Origin of the sequence: Vreelandella sedimenti, from assembly GCF_013416325.1 — a bacterium.
In the GTDB taxonomy this organism is placed as follows: Bacteria; Pseudomonadota; Gammaproteobacteria; order Pseudomonadales; family Halomonadaceae; genus Vreelandella; species Vreelandella sedimenti.
In genome coordinates this window covers 128525-153922 of sequence record NZ_JACCGK010000013.1, presented here as the reverse complement: position 1 = coordinate 153922, position 25398 = coordinate 128525, and the positions used below count along the sequence as shown (strand labels likewise).

The window sequence follows — 25398 nt, the reverse complement described above, 5'->3', positions numbered from 1 at the left end:
GATCACTCTCGATCCGCTTGCGAGGATGTCGGGGTTGATGGATACCCAGCGTTGATGGTGGCCTCGGTCAATGCCTCCACCGACGTTCGGGCGTCGTCAAAGGTGACCACGGCCTCGAGATCCGCGTAGCTCACGTCGACTTGCGAGACGCCGTCCACCTTGTTGAGGGCGGCCTTGACGGTGATCGGGCAGGCGGCACAGGTCATGCCCGGCACCGACAGCGTCACGGTCTGCAGGGCCGCTAAGGCGGGCGTGCTGAGCAGGGCGAGTAGCGCGATGAAGGCGAAACGAGCTTTCATGGTAGATCTCCTTTTAATAGAACAGGGGCAAGATGTAGGGGAATACCAGGGCGATTAGCACCAGCAGCGATACGAGCCAGAAGATCGCCTTGTAGCCCGTCCTGACCCGTGGCACGGCACACACCTCTCCCGGCTGGCACTTTTCCACTGGCCGAAAGACGCGACGCCAGGCGAAGAACATCGCCACCAGCGCGACGCCGATAAAGAGCGGGCGATAGGGCTCCAACGCCGCCAGATTGCTGATCCAGGCGCCGGAAACGCCCAGCGTGATCAGCACCAGCGGGCCGAGGCAACACGCCGAGGCCAGGAGGGCCGCGACTCCTCCGGCGGCCAGGGGCCCTCGCCCCGTTTTAGATGTCCGCATTGACGATTCTCCTTTCGGGATGGGGGGAGCTACGATAAGGTTACTTCCGTAGCTTGGTACGGAGTCAAGCATCATGAAGAGACATGCAGATAAAGTGGCGGACACCATGACCATTGGCGGCCTGGCCAAGGCGGCCGGCGTCAATGTCGAGACAATCCGCTATTACCAGCGACGAGGGCTATTATCGGAGCCCGAACGCCCTCCCGGAGGTATTCGACGCTATAGTGCCGCCGATATCGACAGGTTGACGTTCGTGAAAACGGCGCAGCAGCTGGGCTTTAGTCTGGATGAGATCAGTGACCTACTTCGGCTGGAAGATGGCGCCCACTGTCAAGAAGCCAGTGCTCTCGCAGAGCACAAGTTAGGGGACGTTCGCGAGAAGATCGACAGGCTTGAAAGAATTGAGAAGGTGCTGAGCGAAATGGTCGACAGATGCCATGCACAACAAGGCAATATCACTTGCCCGCTAATTGCGTCATTGCATGAAGGGCTCAGAGAAGCAGAAGACCCAAGGGAGTAACTCACCTTCAGTTCGTTGAAAACAACGCGGTCAAAGAGTCGCGATCATCTATGGACCATGTCGACAAGGAAAGTTTGCATGACTAGCTTGCCTGACAACATCCTTCACCTTCCCGAGTACCACGTCCTAGGCACCAAGATGGAAGAGCATGATCTCCACTACCAGGTCGAAGCTCCTGAGCCTCTAGCTTGCGAGGAATGCGGCGTTGAGAGTGAGTTTGTCAGGTTCGGCAAGCGCGATGTGGCCTATCGCGACCTACCCATCCACGGAAAGCGGGTCACCCTCTGGGTGGTCCGTCGCCGCTACACCTGCCGGGCGTGTGGAAGGACGTTCCGGCCAGCTCTTCCGGAAATGGTAGACGATCACCGCATGACGCGGAGGCTTTACAACCACGTCGAGAAGGAAGCCTTCAATCACCCCTACGCCTACGTGGCTGATACCACGGGCCTCGACGAGAAGACTGTCCGCGAGATATTCAAGAAGAAGGCTGAGTTCCTGGCAGCCTGGCATCGTTTCGAGACACCCCGCTGCCTGGGGATCGACGAGCTGTACCTGAACCGCCGCTACCGCTGCATCCTGACCAACCTGGAGGAGCGTACCCTACTGGACCTGCTGCCCGGTCGCCAGCAGGACGCGGTGACGAGGCGCCTCATGAGCATGACCGAGCGCCACCAGGTCGAGATCGTCAGCATGGATATGTGGAAACCCTACCGCCGTGCTGTCCAGGCGGTACTGCCGCAGGCTCGCATTGTGGTCGATAAGTTCCATGTGGTGCGGATGGCCAACGAAGCCCTGGAGAAGGTGCGTAAGGGACTCAGGAAGGATCTGAAGCCAAACCAGCGGCGGACCCTCAAGGGCGATAGGAAGATCCTGCTGAAGCGTGCCCACGACGTTTCAGATCGCGAGCGGCTTATCATGGAGACATGGACAGGGGCCTTCCCTCAGCTCCTGGCGGCCTACGAGCACAAGGAGCGGTTCTACCACATCTGGGACAGCACCACCCGGCGTGATGCCGAAAAGGCGCTGGCCCGCTGGATTGACGACATTCCACAGGGGCAGAAAGAGGTGTGGAAGGATCTCGTCAGCGCCGTCAGCGGATGGCGCGAGGAGGTGCTGGCCTACTTCGAAACCGACACCCCAATCACCAACGCCTTCACGGAGTCGATCAATCGGCTGGCCAAGGACAAGAACCGCGATGGCCGGGGCTACTCATTCGAGGTGATGCGGGCCCGGATGCTCTACACCACCAAGCACAAGAAGAAGGTGCCGCAGATCAAGGAATCCCCCTTCCTGGGCAAGGCCACCATGACCTACAGCATGGGTCTTCCCGAGCCTGAGAAAAACTACGGCGTCGATCTATCAACCTTCTGGGAGAGTTAAGGGTTCGAAGGAGCAAGGGGGCTCCATCTACCACTTAATCCGGATACCCCTAATTTCTTAAATCGCCAACATGCCACCACGTTGGCTCCTCGGGTGGATGTAAAACGGGCAAGAAAGCGGCGAAAAGAAACACTAGCCCGCACTCTGATGACGATGGCCCGGTGTGCTGATCAAGGAGAGGCCTGGAGAGAGGCATGGATCGTTGCTGCCATGGAGTATTTCCATGACACAAAAGTAACGCAGAAAATGCTTCGACAACAGACCGTAGAGCGGACGACAGACGGGATACAGGTGGTAGTGGGTGGCGTTACCTACTGGCTGCCTCTGGATATTGAGTGCTAAGACACTGATAGCGTGCAGTCACTTGGAGGGCCCCGCGACTCTGTAGGCGAATGTCGCCCCGCCGTTTGGACGGGGCTATGGCTCTCTACCTATATGCCAGGGCTCAAGGGGGTGCCAAAAGGCGTGTCATGACCGTTGAGATGACGTCAAAACCAGGTCTTCATAAATGCCCTTGATAGCCTTCTCTTCTGGGCTGTGGCGCTGTGGCTCCTGTTCCTGCTTTGGATGTAGTGGGGTTATAAGCCCGTTAGAGAGTGACAGGACATCGCTGAGCTGCTCGTAATCGAGGTTTACGTTATCGACATTGTATTGGTTAAGGCGTGTCATGGTCTCTGTGAGTGCGGTCATACTGTGCTCTTCTTCTCCAAGCGGCGGAAAGGCTTGAATCAGCGGCTGACCGCCTTCCCAACCTATCTTGATTTGCCAGGAGCATCGCTAGGTTCCTTTTTCATCTAATGCGTCGTTTTTTGATCGAGATAAGTTCAGTTTTAACCCGAGCAGCGTCAGTAAGGCAGCGAGTATCCAAGCGGGGCCACTACCGGTGCGTGTGAAAGGAGTTAGGCCCTGCATCGGGGTCACCTCGCCAGTTAAACTGGCCTGTTCAAACTGTGGGGCACGGGCTGTGACGTGACCTTGTGAATCGATGATGGCCGTCACGCCATTACTGGTAGCTCGAAGTAGGTGACGACCATTTTCAAGGGCACGTAGACGCGCCATTTGAAGATGTTGGTGTGGGCCAATGGAACGCCCAAACCACGTGTCGTTGGAAACCGTTAATAGCAGCTCGGCATTACGCGCCTGTTGGGCGACATGGTCGGCGAAAATGATCTCGTAACAGATAGCATTGCCAATGGTGGTTCCAGCCACGTGTAACGGAGCCTGTACGTCTGAACCAGGGGTCAGCCGGGGTGTTGGCAAGTCGAAAAAAGCAAGGGTGTCAGCGAGGAGGCTTTGGAATGGCAAATACTCGCCAAAGGGCACTAAGTGCGCTTTTTGGTATTCGCCTTGCACATCATTTAGCCCTATGACGCTGTTATAAGAGCGCCCTTCACTGTCGCGTTGCAAAATGCCGGTCAACAAGGCGGTGTCAGGCCCCAGGTCGGACGCTACTTGTTCCAGTATTTGCTGTGCTTCCTGCTCAAGCATGGGAAGGGCTGCCTCAGGCCAAACGATGAGGTCGATATCCCTTGCTTGCACCCGTGTCATCGTCGTGTAGATACTGATCGCTTCGCGCTGCCCTTGGGCAGTCCACTTAATGCGCTGATCAAGATTCCCTTGCAACAATGCCACCTGGATGGGCTTGCCAGCCGGGGTTGTCCATTGGGCGGGCAATAGGAATGGAACGATCCACAGGGCGGCCATTGGGACGAGGAAAATCCAGCGGCGACGCAGTACCTCTACCCCTAACGTACCTGTCAGCGCGGTCATGAGTGACAGCAAGTACACACCACCAACGGGCGCCCATGGGGCTAGTGGAGAATCTATCTGAGAGGTGCCCAGCAATAACCAGGGAAAGCCGGTGAGCAACCAGGTGCGTAGCCATTCGCTCACCACCCACATACCGGCAAAGCTAAGAAAGGCGAACCGTGGCCCCGTGATGCGTCGATAGAGCCCAAAGGGGACTGCAAAGAAGAGCGCCAGGACGCTAACAAATAGCGTGGTGAGGAACATCGCCACCAAGGCCCCGGTGCCACCGAAATCGTGAATAGCAACGAAGACCCACGACGTGCCTGAACCGAACAGGCCTACCCCATAACACCACCCTCGCAGGGTGGCCATGGCGGGCGTTAGCGACGCTATTCTCCAATAGACCAGTGCCACGCTCACTGGGCCAAGCCACCATAGGGAAAAAGGGGCGGCACTCAAGGTAGTCAGTACCCCAGCGGCGAGCGCTACAACGCAATCGACTATTGGTGAGCGTCGCCCAGCAAAAAACGTATATTCTTTATCTTTATCGACCACATCCATAGCGTTACTCAGTGCGCTTAAATGTAGGCCGCTCACGCCATAGCGCCACTGCGTATACCACGACACCTGCCAATAACGCGATATCAGCCAGGTTGAAGGCCGGCCAATGCCAGTCTCGCCAATAGAAATCAAAGGAATCCACAACATAGCCGCGAAAGACCCGGTCAATCAGGTTGCCCATGGCGCCACCGAGGATAAGACTGTAAGCGATGGCTTCTCCTTTATGACGATTTTCAAGGATCAGCTTGATCAGAAAAATCGAGACCACTACCGCGATTCCGATAAAAAAGTAGCGCTGCCAGCCTCCACCATTCGCAAAAAGACTGAATGCGGCACCGGTGTTCCATAGGTGCACCCAGTTAAAGAACGGGGTCACCGAAACATACTCGCCATAGGCCATTGATTGCTGCACCAGCCACTTTACAGCCTGATCAGACGCTGCCAGCAGGCCCGATATGGACAATAGGGCATACGGCGAGAGCTTTTTGCCAATAATGAGCATTATTTAACCCTTCAACGCCAAAATGCGTCTGGCACCGTTAAGTACAATGCCCCCCGCGATGGTGCCGATAATCAGATCCGGATAATTGGAACCGGTCCACGCGACCAAGGCGCCGGCGGTGATGACCCCCAGGTTGATCACCACGTCGTTGGCCGAGAATATCCAGCTTGCCTTCATGTGCGCCCCGCCTTCCCGATGTTTGGATATGAGCAGCAGACAACTGGTATTGGCAATCAATGCGACGAATGCGATAGCCATCATCACCAGCGATTCAGGCTCACTACCGAATACAAAGCGTCTCACCACCTCTACGAGCACGCCCACAGCCAAGATCAGTTGCAGTACACCAGCAAGATGCGCGGCACGTACCTGCATTTTCACGCTATGTCCAACCGCATAAAGGGCAAGCCCGTACACCGCCGCATCGGCAAAATTGTCCAGGGATTCTCCAATCAGGCCGGTGGACTGGGCGATCAGACCGGCAGTCATTTCCACCACGAACAGAAGTGCATTGATGCCGAGCAACCAGCGCAGGGTCCCGGATTCTTGCTTAGCAGAAGCTGCCGAAAACTCGGCGGCCTTGATGGTCTCCGGATTTGCAGCGACGGTTTCCTGAAGCGAGGCGCCTAGCCCCAAGGTCTTCAGTTTCGAGGTGACGGGCTCGACCTCGCCGTCATGCACGACCTTCAGCCGGCGGTTCGACAAGTCGAAGGACAGCGCCCGAATCTCCTCAAAGCCGTTCAGGGCTAGGCGAATCATTCGTTCTTCTGATGGACAGTCCATCTTCGGCACGGCATAAACACTGACCCATCTCCCTGGCGCCTCGGAGGAGGCCTGTATATCGGTATCCGCTGCGGACGTTGCATCACCGCCACAGGCGCCACCACAGGATTTGCTCATGATACGACTCCACTTGAACAATGTTGTGGTACCATTTAAAACTATAAAGCTACTATAAGGTCAATAGAGTAAAGAATCCGTTGGGGAGGAGGCTGATGCGCATTGGTCAGTTGGCGCAGTTGGTAGGGGTCGAAACACAGACGATCCGCTTCTATGAACAGCAGGGCTTGTTGCCGCCGCCTGATCGGCAGGACAACGGTTACCGTGTCTATACCGAGAAGCATGGTGAGGGGCTGGCCTTCATCCGTCGCTGCAGAATCCTGGGCCTGTCACTGGCTGAGATTCACGAACTACAGAGCTATCAGGACGACCCTCATCAGCCTTGTACCGCCGTCAACGCCTTGCTCGATGATCACATCTCTCATGTGCGGTCGCAGATAACCGCTCTGCAAGCGCTTGAGAAACAACTCGTTTCACTGAGAGCGAGTTGCAACGATGACCGGGAAGTTGAGGCGTGTGGGGTTCTTGCTGGAATTAGCGAAGGAAACATGCACCAGCAGTAGGTGAAGCATCAACCAGATAATCCGATGAGATGCCGGTCTGTCTCACTCTCATGCAAAGGTAAGATCAACCATTAAATCCGTATACCCAAAACCTCTAGCAACTAAAGCTTCAACCCTTGAGCATTGTCTATTTGCACCCCTGGATTGGGAAGAGCGTCCCTTGCTCCCAAGCAAGTCATGGCGTGCTGGGCCGAAGTGATCATGTTTTAGGTACGGAGCTCAATCCACTTCAACCGGTAACGTCCAATCCACCATGAGTAGATTCATTTATTTTGTCGAGGCGCACCTTGTCTGGTTTGTGATGTTCGTCGCGGGGGTAGGCTTACTCTTTCCGGCCACCGGAATAATACTTGAGTTCGCGATTGGGCCATTACTGGCATTACTGATGTTGATCATCAGCCTCACATTCGATGCGCATGCAGTGCGCATCGTGTTCCGTAAGCCGTCACGGCAGTTGTTGGCATTGGGGCTGGTCTATGGGCCGATGTCGATTGCCGGGTGGCTAACGGGCCGTCTATTTTTTGGAAGCGGCCCGCTGGCTGCTGGCCAAACCTTGCTCGGCACTCTGCCGACGGATGTGTCCTCTCCTCTTTTGGTACTGATGGCGAAAGGCAATGTGGCGCTTGCCGCTGTTTTCAACGCAGTCAACACTGCGTTATGTCCGTTTATTGTTCCCTTCCTGTTTTTATGGCTCACTGGCCTCCAGTTAGACGTACCGCTGGGCTCAATTATTCTTGAATTAACACTGATCGTGCTTGTTCCTACCGTGATTGGGGTCAGCTTGCGGACAAAGTTCTCGACTTTCTTTGCACGGCATGATTCAGCGTATGCAGGGATAGGGTCAATTTTGTATCTGCTGATCCTACTCGCTGTGGTCGGGCCGAATGCCGCCACGATCATTGGCTATGGTGGGTATGCGTTTGTGATTGCGGGGGCGGCCCTGTGCCTCAATTTGATTGGGTACCTGGTAGGTATGTCCTCACGGTTACTCACTTCTGATCGCAAAGAGGTGATTACCTATCTTTTCACGGTCAGTAAAAAGGAATTCAGCATCGCCGCAGCGTTTGTCGCTGCTTCCGGTTTGCCATCAGAAATCGCGATTCCAGCCGCTTTTTTTGCCGTGATTCAAATGATCACTTCGCCCATCGCAGCGAAGATTCTCGCCCGCCACTGAAGGGATGGCCGTATCGGTTCTCCGTCAGAAGAGCAACCTGCACACGGTGTGTACAGGTTGCTCTTACCGACAAAACAGATACCGCCTACTTATAAGGTTGCAAATAGTAGCTACGCTAAGTCACTGCGACCAATACTGACCTTGCTAAAAGCATTTAACACAGAGGCTTCGCAGGGTATCTGTTCCTTTTTGGATTTAGGGTGCTTAAACGTATCGGCGAATCCTGGGCAGTGACGAACTAGTTTTTGGACAACACCTTCTACGTGCCGCACGTTAGACAGCACTTGGCGTAACCACTGCTCGAAGCTGCCTTGGTGGCTCAGCGTGAAGACTAAACCTTTATAGGAAGGAGGCTTGGATGCCTCCTCGCTACCACCAGCTCTGGGTTTTGGAGGGCGTCGTTGGATCTCCATGAGATAGAGCGTTTGATCTAACACATGCACCCGAATGACGAGCACCCCGCGAGGTACCTTGGTCTGAGTATCAACGTAAACCCAATTGGCGACTGTCGTTTTCACCTCCTCGTCTATTTCGAAAGGTTCGAGGCTGATCAACCGAGGGTCGGGGGAAGTGCTAAAGCCGTCTTCAAAGGTAAACCAGCTAACGCCACGAATCGTTGCGGGATAGGCCGATTGTAAATAGAGAAGCGCATTCCACATATCACGTAGAAAGCCCTGTGATTCCAGTGTAATAGGAGCATGAATAGAGGCCTGTCCGACCCCTTTTCCTGATCCATGTGGCTCCCCAGTGGAGAAAATGGTTTCGTCACCCGGAACGGGGACGCCTCGTGTATCGGGCACATTTTTTCGAGTATATCGTTTATCCAAGACGGCGCGAGGCTTACCTAAAATAACGAATTCGTCCTCAGGAAGGTCTAGCCAAGAAGAGCCATGGTCGGGCTCTTCATCATCCGTCAGGTCAATGACATCGGGGATGTCTTGAAGCTGATGATAGGGAAATTGAGTGGGAGCATCATCGCCATCGGTGGCTGGTACTGTCGTTGACTTCTCTCTTTCGCGGTGGATCGTGGCACCGTCGGGCTGCGTACAGCCTAATATCTGCAATCCTAGAAATGTGTTGCCACCATCAATTGGAACGCCAGAAACAGAGATTTCCCCGCTGCCTTGAAACCATGGGGTGGCTTTTAAAAGCATTTCATCTGGCGTGGAGCTGGTTTCAAATTGTGAATATATATATTTTGCAGCGCGCTTGGCATACGGATCGTACAACATATGCGCGAGCAAAATGGCATCGTGTCTATGAACATGATACGTAAATTTGACAGGCCACGTACCTGGGGATACAGGCGCATCAAGCGGTCGATAAAGACGTTTTTTGACTTCTTCCCAAGAGTAAGTGGCGAGCACTCGCTTGATTTCAGAGGATCGACCGTAAACGCGAATAAAAAATTCTGTGCAAGGGATGAGCAAGTGTTTGCCATCTGGAAGGTCAAATTCAATCAGGTATGTTTTGTGCTGATTTTTCTGGGGTAAGTAGTTCGAGTCATGAAAAGTGGTATAGAGGCTTCGTCCTGATTGTCGTAAATCATCTAAGGTGACAATTCGCCAGCCGCCTGGAGAAAAAGAAACGGAGAATTTTCTTTCCTCGTAGGCAATACGAGAGCTACTCACGCCCTTTTCCCATACTGACCCTATTCTCAATAGCCCAAGATGCGTTAAGACAGTCTCACGTCTCATCACGCCTCCTAAGTTATTTTCATGGTCGATAGTTCTTAAGAAGATATGGATTTTAGGGACGCTTCGTAAGCGATTGTTTTTAAATATAGGCCCGTACCACCAAACGACCAAGCGCTCTGCCTCGTCTTTTAGGGTGCCATCCCGGAAGCTAAAGGTTCTGGATTGTTTGAGAGAAACGGTCACTAGGGCGCGCTCTATGTAAACTCGACATAGAGATTGTCGCAGCAATTATTGTTTAGTCGCAACAATTGTTGAAAATGACAGCCGCCACCTACCAGGGCGGCGCCGCTGGCACTGTGATGGGGTTGTCGAAATGGCCTTTTTCCCCAGTCCGCTTCCAGCGGTAACCCGCAAACCGAGCGCACGGCGGCGACTTCCAAGGCATCCTCCTCAGAAAGCGGCGGCAGAATGCCCGGCAGGCGGCTGGCCAGCATGGTTTTGCCGGTGCCCGGCGGACCTGCAAATAACAGGTTATGGCCTCCGGCCGCCGCGACTTCCAGCGCACGGCGGGCCTGCTGCTGGCCGCGCACATCGGCGAGGTCTTCCACTGGGGCGGTGGTTTTCACCGAAGCGCTGAGTTTGTGCGGGGGTATCTTCTCTTGAGCGAGTAAGTGCGCCACTACCTGCCAGAGAGTATCGGCAGGCAGCACCGGCAAATCGCCTGCCAGGGCGGCCTCATCGGCGCAGTCGCGGGGAATGATCAGTGCTTTTTTTGCCCGCCGGGTGGCCAGGGCAAAGGGCAGTATTCCCGGCACCGCGCGCAGCTTACCGTCCAGGGCCAGCTCGCCAGCGCACTCCATGCCCTCTAGCGCTTCCACGGGAATTTGCCCGGAGGCGGCAAGAATGCCCAGGGCAATGGGCAGATCAAAACGGCCACCCTCCTTAGGCAGATCGGCGGGGGCGAGGTTTAAGGTAATACGGCGGGTATTGGGAAAATCAAAGCCTGCATTAACCAGTGCACTGCGCACCCGTTCGCGGCTCTCTTTTACCGCCGTTTCCGGCAAGCCCACTAGCGTTAGGCCCGGCAAGCCGTTGGCCAGATGCACCTCAACATGCACCGCCGGTGCATCTAAACCTACTCCTGCCCGCGTGGCTACAATGGCTAGCGTCATTGCATTCCCTCGCTGTCGTTTGCTAAAAGCCCTAACCCTAATGTAAGCGAACTCTACTTTATCTTAAGTGCTTAACCTATCGTAATTAAGAACGCTTTGGTAGCTTCACGTTCTTCTACTCATTGCCCTGATGGCTAACCGCTGGCACTGCCTCTAGCGCCGTAGTCAGCTTTCGGGCAAAGCGCTGAGCGGAGGGGAGTGCGCCGAAGCTCCATACCGGCGGCAGGCGAACTATCCTGTCGTGCCTGACGCTGGGGAGTTGCTGCCATAGGCCGCTTTTTGCAAGCTTCTCCTCGGCTCCGGCGGGCAGCGGGTCGATGATCACCAGCGTTGCTTCTGGGTAGCGCGCCAGCGCTTCAATCCCTACCAGCGCAAATCCCCAGGCATTGGTGGTTTGATCCCAGGCATTGGGGAGGTCGAGCTGTTCCAGCACGGCGTTGTATAAGCTGTTTTCCCCAAACACCCGCACGTGGCGGGCATCCATGAATTGCACCATTAGCAGCGGCGCGATTTCTGACTGAGAGAGTGGCCGGGATTCGCGCAGTGTGGTCATCAAGGCTTGGGTGTCTTCAATAAGCTGCTCGGCCTGGGGCTGGTGCTCGGTTAACTCACCCAGCTCACGGGTCAGGGTTTGCATCTCCTGCCAGGTATCGGTGCCGGGGGAGTAGAGCGAGAACGATGTGACGGGCGCTATTCGCTCCAGACGCGGCGTTAAACCGGCGAACATAGGTGAAATAAGCGTCTGTTCTGGCGGCACCTGGGCCAGCAGTTCCATATTGGGCTGGGTGCGTAGGCCCATATCGGTGGCACTATCGGGAATATGTGGCTCGCCTACCCACTCCTGGTAGTCACTCTGCTGGGCGACACTGCTCACCGGCGCATCAATCGCCAACAGCGTTTCAGCAATGGTCCAGTCCACCGTGGCCCACTGCGCCTGGGCAGTAGAAACGCTCAGCATACAAACGGCGAACAGCCCGCAGCGCGCGAGCAAAGAGAACAGGTTGGTGTGGCGCATGGTGGTGAGAGGCCATCCAGAAAATAAGGGCTGTATTTAAACGATAATATTTATTGTTTGCAAACTTGTATGCAAGGAAAAATGCCCAGGTACAGTGGCCTGGACAAATGGGGTTACAATAAATTAACAATGCTTAGATAAGAGCTTAGATACGGGCTTGGAACGTCACTCAGCACTAGTGTTTAGAAACGGTAGTGAACACTAGCGGTCACGCCGCGCTCGGCACCGAAGTAGCAGTACTCCAGGGAGTTGCAGGAGGCCACGTACTCTTTATCCAATAAATTGTTCACGTTTAAACGTGTTTCGACACCATCTACGCCGAGTTGGCTGAGGTCGTAGCCAATGGTGGCATCCACCAGGGTGTAATCGGGCACGGTTGCGGTGTTGGCCCGGTCAGCGGCGATATCCGCGTAGTGACGCACGCCGACACCCATATCTACGCCGTTTAGCCAGCCCTTGTTGGCCTCGTAGTGGCCCCAGAGCTGCACTTGATGCCGTGGGGAGTAAATCGCGTTGTTGCCCTGGTTACCATCATCGCTTTTGGCGTAGGTGATGTCGGTGAAGCTATAGCCTGCCTGAACCGAGAGGGTATCCGTTAGCTGGGTTTGCGCTTCCAGCTCCAGCCCTTGGGATTCGATCTCCCCCACGGCGCGGTATGGGTCGGTGGGCTGCTCTTTGGTGGCGACGTTCTCCTGGCCGATATGGAACAGCGCCGCGCTGTACTGGCTTTGGCTACCGTTAGGCTGGTATTTAACGCCGGTTTCCCACTGTTCGCCCTCCATGGGCTTCAGCAGGTCACCACGCTCATCCACGAAGCTGGTGGGGGTGAACGCGGTGGAGTAGCTCAGGTAGGGCGCTACGCCGTTATCGAACAGGTAGACTACCCCGGCGCGGCCACTGAACTGGGTGTCGCTGAGGGAGCTTGTATCACCGCTATCGCGGTTGGCATTGTCGATATTGACCCAGTCGTAGCGGCCACCCAAGGTGAAGCGCCAGTTATCGAGGGCTATCTGGTCTTGCAGGTAAACCCCGGTCTGGTCGATCTCATGGCGTTCGCGCACCGGGGCGTAAAACTCGATGGGGTCGCTGCCATAAACCGGGTCAAACGCATTGAGCGGCGGGAAATACCCAGTGGGCCACGATACGTCGTTTTTCCGCTGCTGGTAATCAACCCCGACAAGCAGTGTGTGATCCATAAAGCCGCTGCTGAGGGTGGCTTCTAACTGGTTGTCGAGTGTCCAGGCTTCCAGAGATTCATTGCTGCCGGAGTAGTAGCGGGTGAGCTCGTCAGACGTAGGGGATGTCCAACCATAGCCATAGACTTGATTGAGCACTACGTCGGAATTGAGATAGCGCATCAGTTGACGGCCGGTCACCTGATCGTTAAAGCGGTGTTCCAGGGCGTATCCGAACATGCGCTGGGTGCGCTCGTAGGTGTCGTAATCCTCTTCACCATCAAAGAAGTTGTTGCTGATCTTGCGGCCATTATGGGCGACCACGGCCCCCTCATAGGGTACGCCGGAGTGGTAGCCACCTTCGGGTTCATCCTGTAGGTAGGCTTCTACGGTGAGGCTGGTGTCATCGGTGATATCCCAGGTGAGCCGGGGCGCAATGGCGTAGCGCTCCTCTTCTGCCGGGCCAAACTGGGTATCCGCGGCGCTGGCAATCCCGGTTAGGCGAAAGGCCATCCGCTGCTCTTCGCCAATAGGGCCGGTGAGGTCAAAAGCGGCGCTGCGCTGGTTTTTATTACCCACTCGAAAACGCAGCTCACCGCCCTGTTCAAATTCTGGTCGCTTGCTGTTCAGGGCGACCACCCCGCCAGGTGAGGCGCGCCCATAGAGCACCGAGGCGGGCCCGCGGACGACTTCTATGCTGTCCAAAAACCACGGATCGATGCGCATACTGCTATGGGAGTTGGCATCGCCCATGACTTTCAGGCCATCCAGGAAGGTATTGCTCAAGCTGCCGTCAGAAAAACCGCGCAGTACCAGGTAGTCGAAGCGATTGGAGGCGCCTACCTGATTGCTGTAAACACCGGGCGTGTAGTCGGTGGCGCGCTGCACGGTACTTACTCCGCGGTTATCCATCTGTTCGCGGGTGATCGTGGAAACGCTCTGGGGTATTTCGATCGTCGGCGTTTCCACTTTGGTGGCAGCCTGCTGGGCAGTGACTGTGACGGTGGCTAACTCGGTGCTTTCTTGAGCGTATACCGGGGAAACGGCCAGTGCCGAGAGCATGGCGGCGCTAAGCGGAGAGCGTAGAAAACGGTGATGGGGGATGAGCATGGAGGCACCTGCAATAAGCATCAATTAACCAATGTGTTAATGAGAATTATTGCGCTTAATGGCTGCTGAAAGGTATGCGCAATGACAAAGGGAGTATGCGTGCTGCCAAAAAACGTCCAGCAGAGGAACTTACCGCTCCAAAAACAACCCTGCGGCTTTTAATGGCGATGGTGTACTTCATGGGGCGCAATGCCAAAAGCGCGCTTAAAGGCGGTGGCAAAATTGGTGGCGTGGCGGTAGCCACAGGCGTGAGCGGTTTGCTGCACGCTGTAGCCGCGCTGCAAATCACGATACGCCTGCGCCAAGCGGCACTGGCGAAGATGATCAAACACAGAGTAGCCGTAACAGGCGCGAAATTTCTGGCGTAGACTGCTGGGACTCATAGCGGCATCGCGAGCCAAGTCGTGCAAATAATAGGTAAGCATTGGCTGTTCGGCGATGCGCTGATGCAACTGTTCAAGACACTGGCGGTCACGCGGGGTTAAGCGAGTTTCCGGGCGCTGAGGTTCGGCGTGTGCTTTCTGCGGTGGCTGTGGGCCTGATGGCAAGCCGTGACCGAGTAGCTGTAGCGCTAACCCTTGCCATACCAGCAGCTGTCGGCAGGCATTGGGAGGTTGATCAATAGTGTCGCGCAGGGCATTAATGAGCGATTCAGGCAGCCGCCAGTGATGCAGCAGCGGCTTAGCGGGTGGCAAGGGGAGCCCATGGGGATGTGTGGCGAGCACCGCGAGGTTTACTGTACGCAGACGCGGCTGCGCGGGCTGGCATACGGTGAGCGAGTGTTGGGGATTAAAGTGTGCGCAAAGCCCATCACCTGCTGTTAATGCAAAGCACTGGCTACCCACGGTGGCATTAATATGGCCCTCCAACACCACACAAATAAACCAGGGCACTGATCGACGCGAGGCTGACCAGTAGGTGCGCTCTACCTGTAAATCGGAGAGTGTTAGGTGGAGTGAATTGGGAAGGCTGACATCGTGAACACTGCCTTGAGCGACGGGCGCCAACCCAGCACAAGCGCCATCGATTTGGTAATCGATGCCGAAGCGCAGCCCCAACTGCTGCAACGTTTGGGAGGTAAGGAGTTGCGGCGTTGGGCCTGAAATTGGATGAGCGGCGATGGAGGTCATGGGATTAGCGCTTTTATGGATGTGCATCAAATTGGCGCATCGGTGCTCAAGGTGATTAGTCAGTAAGAAAGGTTCTGTGCTGGCAACTACCATCGCGTGGCTGAGTCAACGCAGGATTGCCCTGTATTGGTGCTTACACGCTATCTTTGTCGAAGTGGCTTTTTGGGGCAGCCGTTCACAAGATAGCAGTGAGCTTGAAGAGGGCTGTGATACGAGGAAGGTAACACTGGCAGAAAAAAAGTCAATGATATTGATTCGTGTTTACCGATTGGATGACGTCACTAGTAACCATACGCGAGAAGTCATTAAGAGGCAGCACCGCTGCACCTTGAGGTACCGGCAATAGATGAAGGCAGGCTATTGCCGATATCAGTCCTACCGGTTAGGCGGGTTTGTCATCTTCATCTGGGTGACTCGTCGGCTCTGGAGTGGGCGTCGGGGGTGCTTCTGCTTCCATTGGCGTGTCAGTGGGCTCCGTGGAGGCTTCAACGGCTGCTTCAAGGTTAGCGACTTGACGCTCTAACGCCTCTACCCGTGAACGGGTGCGCTGCAGTACATCCATTAAAATGTCGAAATCTTCCCGTGAGACAAGCTCCAGGCGGTCGAAGGCGCCACGCACGACTTGCTGCACGCCCTTTTGAATATCTTCCGGCGCTTGGGAGGCGTTTTGTAAACGGTCACCAATCTGCTGGGCCAAGCGGCTAATACGGTCTTGAGGCGCCATTGTTCTCTCCTAGATAAACCTGCTTTAAATATTGCTTACCGGTAAGGATACGCAACAGTTGGCGAATTCGCATGTATCGCGTGCTTTTACTGCTTAACCCAGGGTGTGCATCGAAATAGAGCAGGCTACTTTTGCTTACGCCCTTTTTTGGTGCAATAGTGGTGGTATGAGAATGGATTTGCTCAGATTTAGCGCTGAAGTGCATTTGTGACTCTAGATAATTATCTGATTTTTAATAAAAAAAAGTCAGCTGGCACAGTATGCGCATTATCGGTTCAGGTGCTTATTCTGGCGGCTGTGCCGCTACCAATCTAGCAGGACTTATCCAGCAGGGGAGATCCGGGATGAAACTCATCACCGCTATCATCAAGCCATTTAAGCTCGACGACGTTCGTGAGGCATTGGCCGACAACGGCGTTCAGGGCATTACGGTCACTGAAGTTAAAGGCTTTGGCCGTCAGAAAGGGCATACCGAGTTGTATCGTGGCGCGGAGTATGTCGTCGACTTTCTACCCAAGGTGAAAGTGGAAGTGGCCGTAGACGATGCCCGGTTAGAGAGCGTATTGGATGCGATCTGTAGCGCGGCTAACAGCGGCAAGATCGGTGACGGCAAGGTGTTTGTGACACCGCTTGAAGACGTTATTCGGATTCGGACAGGCGAACGCGGTGCAGACGCCGTTTAACGCTGTTTTTTCGGATCATTTCTATAGTTCAACGGGGAACATACAATGAATGAGTTGACTGATCTGAGCTACGCGCTCGATACGTTCTACTTTCTAATTTGCGGTGTGCTCGTCATGTGGATGGCGGCAGGCTTCTCCATGTTAGAAGCGGGCTTAGTACGCTCCAAAAACACCGCTGAGATCCTGACCAAGAATATCGCGCTGTTTGCCATTGCCTGCACCATGTACCTGCTGGTGGGCTACTACATCATGTACTCCAGCAGCGCTGGCGGCTTCTTACCCAATCTGGGCTTCTTGATTGGCGCTGAAAACAGTGTGGATGCAGTTACCGCTGGCGGTGATGACGCGCCCTACTACTCCATGCGTTCTGACTTCTTCTTCCAAGTCGTGTTCGTGGCAACCGCCATGTCGATTGTGTCGGGTGCCGTCGCTGAGCGTATGAAGCTGTGGGCCTTCCTGGCCTTTGCTGTGGTAATGACCGCGTTTATCTATCCGGTGTCTGGCTACTGGACTTGGGGTGGCGGCTGGTTGTCTGAAGTGGGCTACTCTGACTATGCGGGTTCAGGCATTGTGCACCTTGCCGGTGCGGCGGCTGCGCTAGCGGGTGTGATCGTGCTCGGCCCACGTAAAGGCAAATACGGCAAAGACGGTTCTATCCACGCTATTCCCGGTGCCAACATGCCGCTGGCAACGCTGGGTACCTTCATCCTGTGGATGGGCTGGTTCGGCTTCAATGGCGGTTCTGAGCTCAAACTTGCGGCCGTCGATTCTGCTAACAACGTGGCACAGGTGTTTGTAAACACTAATGCAGCAGCGGCGGGTGGTGTTATTGCTGCACTGATCCTGGCCAAACTGTGGTTCCGCAAAGCGGATCTGACCATGGCCTTGAACGGTGCGCTGGCTGGCCTGGTGGCAATCACCGCTGATCCGCTCTCTCCGACCGCACTGAGCGCTACCATTATCGGCGCGATTGGCGGCATCATCGTGGTCGCAGCCATCGTCACCCTCGATAAAGTGAAGCTGGATGATCCGGTCGGTGCGATCTCGGTTCACGGTGTTGTCGGTATCTGGGGCGTGCTGGCAGTGCCGCTGAACAATGACGGCGCATCATTCGGTGCCCAGATCATCGGTATCGTAGGTATCTTCGCTTGGGTATTCCTGGCCAGCCTGGTGGTATGGCTCATCCTGAAAGCCATCATGGGCATCCGGGTTAGCGAAGAAGATGAGTATGAAGGCGTGGATATCGCTGAGTGCGGTCTCGAAGCCTACCCAGAATTTGGCATTAAGAAATAATTTAATGCTGACCTAGTGAGCTGGCGTGCTCCTTCTGGCCTCCCCTTAGTGGGAGGCTTTTTTATTCTCTGCCGATAGCGGTGTATGCTGGTAGTTAGCGGTTAACGGCTGCAACATTCGCAGCTGTTCAACCCGACCCCATCACGGCCACCCAGTTAGAGGATATGGTAATGAAATTGATTACAGCGATTATCAAGCCGTTCAAGCTCGACGATGTGCGCGAGTCGCTTTCTGATATCGGCGTACAGGGTATTACGGTAACGGAAGTGAAGGGCTTTGGGCGCCAGAAAGGGCATACCGAGCTGTATCGTGGTGCTGAGTATGTGGTGGACTTCCTGCCCAAGGTGAAGCTCGAAGTCGCCGTGGACGACGACATGGCCGAGCAGGTGATTGATGCCATCACCCAGGTGGCGAACACGGGTAAAATTGGCGACGGCAAAATCTTTGTGATGCCGCTGGAGCAGGTGATTCGTATCCGTACTGGCGAAACGGGCAAAGACGCGGTTTAAGTTTGTGAATTGTGAATTGTGAATTGTGAGGCGTAAGTCGCACAAAGCCCCTGTGGATCATCTCCAGCAGGGGCTTTGTATTAATGATGCATCACAATAGCGGCTAAAATTTTTCCACTCACCACTCACCACTCACCACTCACCACTCACCACTCACCACTCACTTCTCGACAAACGCACGCTCAATGACGTAGTCGCCTGGCTCGCCCATGCGCGGCGAAATATTCAGGCCCAGCTCGTCTAGCAGTGCGCTGGTATCGTCCAGCATGGCGGGGCTGCCGCAAATCATCGCGCGATCCTGGCGTGGGTCGATGGGCGGCAGGCCGGTATCTTCAAACAGCTTGCCCGAACGGATATGGTCGGTCAGGCGTCCCATGGTGTGGAACTCTTCCCGAGTAACGGTGGGGTAGTAGACCAGCTTTTCAGCGATGTCTTCGCCCAGGTATTCATGGGCTGGCAGCTCTTTGGTGATAAAGTCGGCGTAGGCCAATTCAGAAACTTCCCGCACACCGTGAACCAGCACTACCTTCTCAAAGCGCTCGTACACTTCAGGATCCTGGATCAGGCTCATAAACGGCGCCAAGCCGGTGCCGGTGGAGAGCATGTAGAGGTTGCGGCCCGGCAGTAGGTCATCGCACACCAGCGTGCCGGTGGGCTTGCGGCTGACCATAATCTGATCGCCTACTTTCAGGTGCTGAAGGCGTGAAGTGAGTGGGCCGTCGGGTACTTTAATGCTGAAGAACTCAAGGTGGTCTTCGTAGTTGGGGCTGGCAATGGAGTAAGCGCGCATCAGCGGCTTGCCATTCACTTCCAAACCAATCATCACAAACTGACCGGTTTTGAAGCGCAGGCTGCGCTCGCGGGTGGTGCGGAAGCTGAACAGGGTATCGTTCCAGTGATGGACGCTAAGCACTTCTTCCAGAGCAAACTTACTCATGCCGTTTTCTCCATTAGTCGATGCTGGCGCTAGTCCGCATCGGTTATATTCTTAAAAAGAATAAAAATGATTAAATATGTTGCCAGCAAGTCTAAGCAAAGGGTGGTATATCTGTTAAGCGAATTATATTGATAACGGTTATCTGAAAAATAGATATAGATCAAATAAAGGTCAGACTCTATGCACTACACCCTGCGGCAGTTGGAAGTCTTTGTGGCGGTTGCTCAGCATGAGAGCGTCTCCCATGCTGCGCGGGCGCTGGCCATGTCTCAGTCGGCAACCAGCACGGCGCTGGCGGAGCTTGAGCGGCAGTTCGATTGCCAACTGCTGGATCGGATCGGAAAACGCTTAAAACTCAACGCACTGGGTTTTCAGCTGTTGCCCAAAGCGGTGGCGCTGCTGGATCGCGGCGAAGAGATTGAAGAGCTTCTACGTGGTCAGAAAGGGGTTGGGTCGCTAGATGTAGGGGCTACGCTGACCATTGGCAACTACCTGGCCACGCTGCTGATTAGCGATTTTATGCAGCGCCACCCTGGTAGCCGGGTGCGCTTGGCGGTGCGCAATACGCGCCATATTATCGAAGGCGTGCGCCAGCACTCGCTGGATTTAGGCTTGATCGAGGGGCAGTGCGACGATGACATGATCATCAGCCAACCCTGGGTGGAAGATGAGCTGTGCGTGTTTTGCTCGCCGCGACACCCACTGGCAGGCCGCGAGCACCTTGAACTTGAACAGCTGCTGCGTGAGGACTGGATTATGCGCGAAGAGGGCTCTGGCACCCGCATGACTCTGGAGCACGCCGCCCGTCACCGCCGCAGCCGGTTTAACACTCTGCTAGAGCTAGAGCATACGGAAGGTATTAAGCGTGCCGTGGAGTCAGGACTGGGGATTGGCTGTGTCTCGCGCCTGGCGCTGCGTGATGCCTTCCGGCGCGGCAGCTTGGTGCCGCTGCCTACGCCGGAGTTGGACTTAAAGCGTCAGTTTACGTTTATTTGGCACCGGCACAAATACCTCACCACCGGTGTGCGCGAGTTCCTGCGCCTATGCCGTGAAATGACCGCCGGGGCCAAGCGCAGCGACGATATTGCGCTGCCGCCGATTCCTTAATCTCTCAAAATGATGTCAACGCCTTGGGTGAGTTTGATGTTAGGGGCGCAGGTGGGCGCTGGGAAAGCTTAAAACTGCTGATAGTGCCTGCCAGATGATCGGCCTGTTCTTTTAGCTGCTCGGCGGCAGTCGTGGACTCTTCCACCATGGCCGCGTTTTCCTGAGTCATGCGATCCAGTTCTGCGACGGCAATGTTGACCTGATTGATGCCATCGCTTTGCTCGCTGGTGGCCGCATTGATCTCCTCCAAAACATCGGTAACGCGGGTAATATGCGCGACGATGTCTTGCATGGTAGATCCCGCATTACGCACTAAAGTGGTGCCATTGTTAACCTTAGTTTGAGAGTCCTCAATCAGCTTTTGAATATCGTTGGCGGCATCACTGCTACGCCCAGCCAGCTTGCGTACTTCATCGGCCACCACGGCAAAACCGCGGCCATGCTCGCCAGCCCGAGCGGCTTCCACTGAGGCGTTAAGCGCCAGCAGGTTGGTCTGGAATGAAATGCTGTTCATCAAGGTGACAATCTCACCGATCTTATTCGAAGCGTGGGTAATGTCTTCCATGGTGGTCACCACATTTGCTACAACCTTCCCCCCTTCGTTGGCTACCTTTGAGGCGGTTTGGGAGAGCTTGTTGGCTTCTTTTGCGGATGCCGCCGTGTGTTGAACCGTACTGGTGATTTCCTCGATCGATGCAGAGGTCTGCTGCAGGCTAGCGGCAGCATTATCGGTGCGACGGGATAAGTCCTGGCCTCCCATGGCGATCTCATTGGCCGCGTGGTGAACCGATTCACTGCTGGTGCGCACATCGATTAATACGGCTTCCATTTTGCCTACGAAACGGTTGAAAGCCTTGGCAATTTGTGTGATCTCGTCATTGCCCTCTTCAGGCAAACGCTGTGTTAGGTCACCCTCTCCTGAGGCGATGTCATCCATCGCGTTACGTGCAACCAACAAGCGGCGCAGCAGCAGTGAAAGCAGTAAGCCAAAGACTACCGCCGTGATTGCGGCCACAATCAGCAGCGTGACTATCGATGTAGTGGCGATGCCACGCAGACCTGCCGTCGCCTCGTGTTCGTCTAGTGCAACAATCAACTGCCAGCCACTGCTACCGCCCACGTTATTGCCCATTAGCAACGTATCGCTGTTTTGCAGTGAAAGTGATTGGGGTTCATCGGCTTGGGCGATTTCGCTAAGCCGGGTGTTGGTCAGTTCATCGCTCAAACGTGTGGAAGGTTCGAGCGTCATGTCAGCGTCAGGATGCGCGATCAGGGTGCCGTCTTCAGTGGTTAAAAAGCCGAAACTGGACGGCGTCGGAGCAATGCCAGTCACAATCTCGATCACATCCTCGATGGTAATATCCGCACCAATGACTGCGGCCAGCTGTCCATTACGATAGAAAGGGCGTGCAAAGGTAACGATTAACCCACCCGTTTGGGCATCCGTGTAAGGCGCCGTAATAATGGTCTCTTGCGCTTCGGCTGCGCCTTGAAACCAGGGCCGCTGGCGAGGGTCGTAATCGCTGGGCGGTTGCCAACCATCGGAAAAAATAGCGTCTGGTGTGGAAGGGTAAGCAATGTAGGCCGTCATAAAGCTGCCTGAGCCAGCCAGTTGGCGCAGTGCGGCAAGCGGGTCATCGCTATTGACTGCATCATCCATGCTGGAAAGCATGGTATAGCGTGCGCTAAACCACTCGTTAATAGCTTGCGTATTGCCGTTAACCACGGCGCTAAGATTGCGCGTTATTTGCTGGCTATTATGGTGTTTTACGGTGGTGTAACTGGCAATGCCGTTAACCACTAGAGCGAGGGTAATCGCCACTAATGCAGCCAATAGGATGCGTGCTCGGAGGGTAGATAGCATGGTCGCTCTCGACGTAGAAGTGCATGTCAGTACTCGGGGGGGGAGGTACCGCTTGTAATGTCTTCTAAGCTATCGGCGAGAACGACCCTTTCTTTAGTGTTGAATAATAGTTAAGTTTCGGATATTACTAGCGTAAATCACTAACTGCTTGTTGGATATCGGCCAGTGACGCTTTACTTAGATCTTTTGATAGGGAATGAATCACCAGCTTTTGGGTAGGGGCATCGAGTTTATCGCGTAAAAGTCCCAAAAATTTAGGCGGCGCCACCATAATGAGCTTCTCCATACTGTTGCCTACTCGAGCGCTGTAAAGTCGTTGAGCGACCTCTTTCGCAAACAGCTCGTTTTCGTGCTTAGTAGCCGTTCCCTCTTCGCCAGCCGAGCGAGAGGTAGTGGACATCGACTCATGCACATCGCCTCGACCGTCGGTGACCAAGTCACCTTCGTGTAGACGTCCTTCAGCGTGAACCATGCTTTCTTGCTCTGCCAACGTTAAGGCATCTCGGGTAAAAATACGTGCGCGAGCGGCGTCGGCTACCACGATATAGGTTGTCATCGCTGTGCATACTCCATGTCGTTGATGGTCATCTAACCATGGCAATCGTTTGGCGTTAGGTCAAACGCTTGCCTCAGCTTAAGCAACGTGGTTACAGCGCCTTGCTACGCAGCAAGCTGGTGACGGCTTCACCAATCAGCACCAGCACAATAATGGCAATCAAAATGGTCGCCACGGTAGGCCAGGCAAAGGTGTCAATTGCGCCTTGCAGAATAACCCCGATACCCCCGGCGCCCACCAGCCCAAGTACCGTCGATTCGCGGATATTGATATCCCAGCGGAGTATGACGATGGCAAAAAACGCGGGCATGACCTGGGGCACGATTGCATAGGCCACCACTTTGGCCTTGGAGGCCCCGGCGGCTTCCATGGCCTCTACGGGGCGCCGGTCAATCTCCTCTATCGCTTCGCCCATCAGCTTGCCGATAAAGCCAATCGAGCGAAACATGATGGCGAGTATGCCCGCTAATACTCCAGGGCCAAAAATGGCCACGAACAGCAGCGCCCAGATAATGGTGTTCACCGAACGGCTTGAGACCAGAATGAAGCGACCAAGCCACAAGCAGGCGCGGTTGGGAGTAGTGTTCTGGGCGGCGATGTATGCCACCGGAAGCGCCAGGAAAATCGTCAGAAAGGTAGCCAGCGTAGCGATATGCACGGTCTCGATCAGTGCTCCGATAATGCCATTGAGCCCCGCCGCACTGGGTGGCCACATGCGTGCGGCAAGCCCGGAGATTTGGTTTGGCGCATCCCACACCCACGGCCAGAAAATATCAATATCGCGCACCGCCCAAACCACTAACATCAAGGTAGCTAGCAGAACGGCGTAACGAATAAGGCGCTGTTTGCGGTCATAGCGTTGCCAAATACGATCGGCAAGCTGCTGTGCGTGATCTACCATATTTTTTTCCTTACCCAGCCGCTGACACCTTCACTGAGCAAAATGACCGCGATGATAATGAGCAGAATCGCAAAGGCGAAATCGTAGTCGTAACGCCCAAAGGCATTCATCAAGGTGCCGCCAATGCCGCCTGCCCCAACGATTCCTACCACCGCTGATGCGCGCAAGTTACTATCCAATTGGTACATGGATAGCCCTACCTGGCGTGGCAGAATTTGCGGAAAGACCGCATAAAACAGAATGGCCACATAGCCAGCGCCGGCGGCTTTCATCGCCTCTACTTGGCCCCAATCAATCTCTTCGATCTCTTCGGCGAGTAACTTGCCCACAAAGCCGATGGAGTAGAGCGTCAGGGTTAGAATACCTGCGAGTGGGCCAAATCCAACGGCGGCGACAAACAGGATGGCAACGATTACCGGATGAAAGCTGCGCGATACGATAATCACCGACCGGCCAATCACATAGATAGGCATTGGAGCGATATTGCGCGCTGCCATCACGGCAAACGGAATAGAGAGCAAAACCCCCATCAAAGTCGCCAAAATGGCGATTTGGAAGCTCTCTTTAAAACCGGTAATCAGTAGCTCGTAGCGCTCTAAGTTGGGGGGGAAGCCGCCGCTAAAAATACGCGCTGCGCGGGGCAGCCCTTCAGAGATACGCGCCCAGTTGAATGGCAGCGAGCCGAAGGCCCAGACCAAGTAGATGACCGTGACGATGATCAGCCCATAGCGCAGCACGGGGTTAGCAATAAACGGCGGCTTTTTCCAGGTGTGGGGCGCGGTGGAATGGGCGTCACGCGGAGTCATGAGTGTGCTCCTCCGCTGGCGTATCGGTGATCGCGTCGTCCGGCGCTTCAATGCCGCCGTAAATGGCGTCTAACGCGTCTTTATTGAAGTCGGCGGGTAAGCCATCAAATATCATCTTGCCGTGGCGCAGGCCCACGATGCGCTCGGTATAGGTTTTGGCCTGTGCGACATTGTGGATATTGATCAGCACCGGCAGCGACAGCTCGCTGGCCAGGCTTTGCAGCAGTATCATGATTTGCTCGGAGGTGCGTGGGTCGAGCGAGGCAGTCGGTTCGTCCGCCAACAGCACTTCAGGTTCCTGCATCAGGGCTCGCACGACGCCTACCCGCTGGCGCTCGCCACCGGATAGCTCATCAGCGCGCTTGTTGGCGTAGTGAGCGATTCCCACCCGCTCCATCAATACAAACGCACGCTCAATATCTGCTTGTGGGTAGCGTCGCGAGATCGCTTGATAGAGATTGACGTAACCCAACCGCCCGGCCAACACGTTCTCCATCACGGTCAAGCGATCCAGTAGGTTAAAACCCTGGAACACCATGCCGATCTTGCGGCGAGCACGGCGCAGCTCGGCACCTTTCAGGTTCACCAGCTCATTGCCGTTGAGTTTGATCGAACCTGAGGTTGGCTCGACCAGGCGATTGATGCATCTCAGCATGGTGCTTTTCCCTGCACCCGAGGCGCCTACGATAGAAACAACGCTGTTTCCCTCTACCTTGAGGTCAAGCCCTTTCAGCACGGCTTCATCGTGGCCATAACGTTTGACCAGATTGGTAATTTCCAGCATGTGTCAGCTTCCATCGTCGAGACAATAACCGCACCGCCGGTGG

At 55.0% G+C, this 25398-nt stretch carries 25 protein-coding genes and 1 pseudogene; 8 read left to right on the top strand and 18 right to left on the bottom strand.

The features are described from left to right. Window positions 1-2: 2 nt before the first annotated feature. Window positions 3-299, bottom strand: a complete 297-nt coding sequence (gene merP / locus HZU72_RS15800; protein ID WP_022519794.1) for a mercury resistance system periplasmic binding protein MerP — start codon at window positions 297-299, stop codon at window positions 3-5. Between the two features lie 13 nt (window positions 300-312). After that, window positions 313-663: a mercuric ion transporter MerT gene (gene merT, locus HZU72_RS15795; RefSeq protein ID WP_027965778.1), complete on the bottom strand. Its 351-nt coding sequence runs from the start codon at window positions 661-663 to the stop codon at window positions 313-315. Window positions 664-736: 73 nt separating this feature from the next. Between merT and merR the strand changes: the two genes are divergently transcribed. After that, entirely contained in the window at window positions 737-1183 is a 447-nt protein-coding gene (gene merR, locus HZU72_RS15790; RefSeq protein WP_006911920.1) for a mercury resistance transcriptional regulator MerR, read from the top strand. Between the two features lie 78 nt (window positions 1184-1261). Next, the gene (locus HZU72_RS15785) at window positions 1262-2563 is read left to right on the top strand and encodes an ISL3 family transposase (protein ID WP_033988338.1); all 1302 of its coding nucleotides are present in this window, start codon (window positions 1262-1264) and stop codon (window positions 2561-2563) included. A 468-nt stretch (window positions 2564-3031) separates the two neighbouring features. Here HZU72_RS15785 and HZU72_RS15780 read toward each other — a convergent pair whose 3' ends face one another. The 4 genes from HZU72_RS15780 to HZU72_RS15765 form a co-directional block, all read right to left on the bottom strand. Further along, window positions 3032-3253, bottom strand: coding sequence for a hypothetical protein (locus tag HZU72_RS15780; protein ID WP_235976140.1), 222 nt, complete (start codon window positions 3251-3253; stop codon window positions 3032-3034). A gap of 87 nt (window positions 3254-3340) precedes the next feature. Then, entirely contained in the window at window positions 3341-4873 is a 1533-nt protein-coding gene (gene lnt / locus HZU72_RS15775; protein ID WP_008958330.1) for an apolipoprotein N-acyltransferase, read from the bottom strand. A 4-nt stretch (window positions 4874-4877) separates the two neighbouring features. Further along, entirely contained in the window at window positions 4878-5375 is a 498-nt protein-coding gene (lspA, locus tag HZU72_RS15770) for a signal peptidase II (RefSeq protein ID WP_008958331.1), read from the bottom strand. A gap of 3 nt (window positions 5376-5378) precedes the next feature. Then, the gene (locus tag HZU72_RS15765) at window positions 5379-6275 is read right to left on the bottom strand and encodes a cation efflux transmembrane domain-containing protein (RefSeq protein ID WP_004574643.1); all 897 of its coding nucleotides are present in this window, start codon (window positions 6273-6275) and stop codon (window positions 5379-5381) included. Window positions 6276-6370: 95 nt separating this feature from the next. On the opposite strand from HZU72_RS15765, the gene cadR reads away from it, so the two are divergent. Next, a complete protein-coding gene (gene cadR, locus HZU72_RS15760; RefSeq protein ID WP_004364961.1) occupies window positions 6371-6778 on the top strand; it encodes a Cd(II)/Pb(II)-responsive transcriptional regulator in 408 nt (135 codons plus the stop codon). Window positions 6779-7031: 253 nt separating this feature from the next. Next, window positions 7032-7952 (top strand): bile acid:sodium symporter family protein, encoded by a 921-nt coding sequence (locus tag HZU72_RS15755; RefSeq protein ID WP_141440364.1) that lies wholly within the window; start codon window positions 7032-7034, stop codon window positions 7950-7952. A 110-nt stretch (window positions 7953-8062) separates the two neighbouring features. On the opposite strand, the gene HZU72_RS15750 is transcribed toward HZU72_RS15755, so the two are convergent. The 6 genes and pseudogenes from HZU72_RS15750 to HZU72_RS15725 all read right to left on the bottom strand — a co-directional run bounded on the left by HZU72_RS15750 (window position 8063) and on the right by HZU72_RS15725 (window position 15915). Continuing rightward, window positions 8063-9832, bottom strand: a complete 1770-nt coding sequence (locus tag HZU72_RS15750; protein WP_141440365.1) for a hypothetical protein — start codon at window positions 9830-9832, stop codon at window positions 8063-8065. Between the two features lie 80 nt (window positions 9833-9912). Further along, a pseudogene (locus HZU72_RS15745) lies at window positions 9913-10761 on the bottom strand (YifB family Mg chelatase-like AAA ATPase); the annotation flags it as partial. Between the two features lie 115 nt (window positions 10762-10876). Beyond that, entirely contained in the window at window positions 10877-11776 is a 900-nt protein-coding gene (locus tag HZU72_RS15740; RefSeq protein WP_180093770.1) for an ABC transporter substrate-binding protein, read from the bottom strand. A 182-nt stretch (window positions 11777-11958) separates the two neighbouring features. Then, complete coding sequence (locus HZU72_RS15735; RefSeq protein ID WP_180093768.1) at window positions 11959-14061, bottom strand: TonB-dependent siderophore receptor; 2103 nt, start codon at window positions 14059-14061, stop codon at window positions 11959-11961. Window positions 14062-14219: 158 nt separating this feature from the next. Continuing rightward, window positions 14220-15218 carry a helix-turn-helix domain-containing protein gene (locus tag HZU72_RS15730; protein ID WP_235976139.1) on the bottom strand — a complete coding sequence of 333 codons (999 nt, stop codon included), beginning with the start codon at window positions 15216-15218 and terminating at the stop codon, window positions 14220-14222. Between the two features lie 355 nt (window positions 15219-15573). Continuing rightward, entirely contained in the window at window positions 15574-15915 is a 342-nt protein-coding gene (locus tag HZU72_RS15725; RefSeq protein WP_180093766.1) for an accessory factor UbiK family protein, read from the bottom strand. Window positions 15916-16259: 344 nt separating this feature from the next. On the opposite strand from HZU72_RS15725, the gene HZU72_RS15720 reads away from it, so the two are divergent. The 3 genes from HZU72_RS15720 to glnK all read left to right on the top strand — a co-directional run bounded on the left by HZU72_RS15720 (window position 16260) and on the right by glnK (window position 18400). Continuing rightward, complete coding sequence (locus HZU72_RS15720; RefSeq protein WP_007112359.1) at window positions 16260-16598, top strand: P-II family nitrogen regulator; 339 nt, start codon at window positions 16260-16262, stop codon at window positions 16596-16598. Window positions 16599-16643: 45 nt separating this feature from the next. Beyond that, entirely contained in the window at window positions 16644-17891 is a 1248-nt protein-coding gene (locus tag HZU72_RS15715; RefSeq protein ID WP_180093764.1) for an ammonium transporter AmtB, read from the top strand. A gap of 170 nt (window positions 17892-18061) precedes the next feature. Next, window positions 18062-18400, top strand: coding sequence for a P-II family nitrogen regulator (glnK, locus tag HZU72_RS15710; protein WP_007112362.1), 339 nt, complete (start codon window positions 18062-18064; stop codon window positions 18398-18400). 160 nt (window positions 18401-18560) lie between these two features. On the opposite strand, the gene HZU72_RS15705 is transcribed toward glnK, so the two are convergent. Continuing rightward, a complete protein-coding gene (locus HZU72_RS15705) occupies window positions 18561-19337 on the bottom strand; it encodes a ferredoxin--NADP reductase (protein WP_133731876.1) in 777 nt (258 codons plus the stop codon). A gap of 180 nt (window positions 19338-19517) precedes the next feature. Between HZU72_RS15705 and HZU72_RS15700 the strand changes: the two genes are divergently transcribed. Then, the gene (locus HZU72_RS15700) at window positions 19518-20444 is read left to right on the top strand and encodes a LysR family transcriptional regulator (RefSeq protein ID WP_009286188.1); all 927 of its coding nucleotides are present in this window, start codon (window positions 19518-19520) and stop codon (window positions 20442-20444) included. A 4-nt stretch (window positions 20445-20448) separates the two neighbouring features. Here HZU72_RS15700 and HZU72_RS15695 read toward each other — a convergent pair whose 3' ends face one another. The 5 genes from HZU72_RS15695 to phnC form a co-directional block, all read right to left on the bottom strand. Further along, window positions 20449-22308, bottom strand: coding sequence for a methyl-accepting chemotaxis protein (locus HZU72_RS15695; RefSeq protein ID WP_180093762.1), 1860 nt, complete (start codon window positions 22306-22308; stop codon window positions 20449-20451). A 127-nt stretch (window positions 22309-22435) separates the two neighbouring features. Then, window positions 22436-22864, bottom strand: a complete 429-nt coding sequence (locus HZU72_RS15690) for a host attachment protein (RefSeq protein WP_180093760.1) — start codon at window positions 22862-22864, stop codon at window positions 22436-22438. A gap of 91 nt (window positions 22865-22955) precedes the next feature. Further along, a complete protein-coding gene (gene phnE / locus HZU72_RS15685; RefSeq protein ID WP_180093758.1) occupies window positions 22956-23765 on the bottom strand; it encodes a phosphonate ABC transporter, permease protein PhnE in 810 nt (269 codons plus the stop codon). Then, a complete protein-coding gene (gene phnE, locus HZU72_RS15680) occupies window positions 23759-24571 on the bottom strand; it encodes a phosphonate ABC transporter, permease protein PhnE (RefSeq protein WP_180093756.1) in 813 nt (270 codons plus the stop codon). The genes phnE (HZU72_RS15685) and phnE (HZU72_RS15680) overlap by 7 nt, the downstream gene beginning before the upstream one ends. Then, window positions 24558-25355 (bottom strand): phosphonate ABC transporter ATP-binding protein, encoded by a 798-nt coding sequence (gene phnC, locus HZU72_RS15675; protein ID WP_180093754.1) that lies wholly within the window; start codon window positions 25353-25355, stop codon window positions 24558-24560. Before phnC ends, phnE (HZU72_RS15680) begins: the two co-directional genes overlap by 14 nt. Window positions 25356-25398 lie beyond the last annotated feature (43 nt).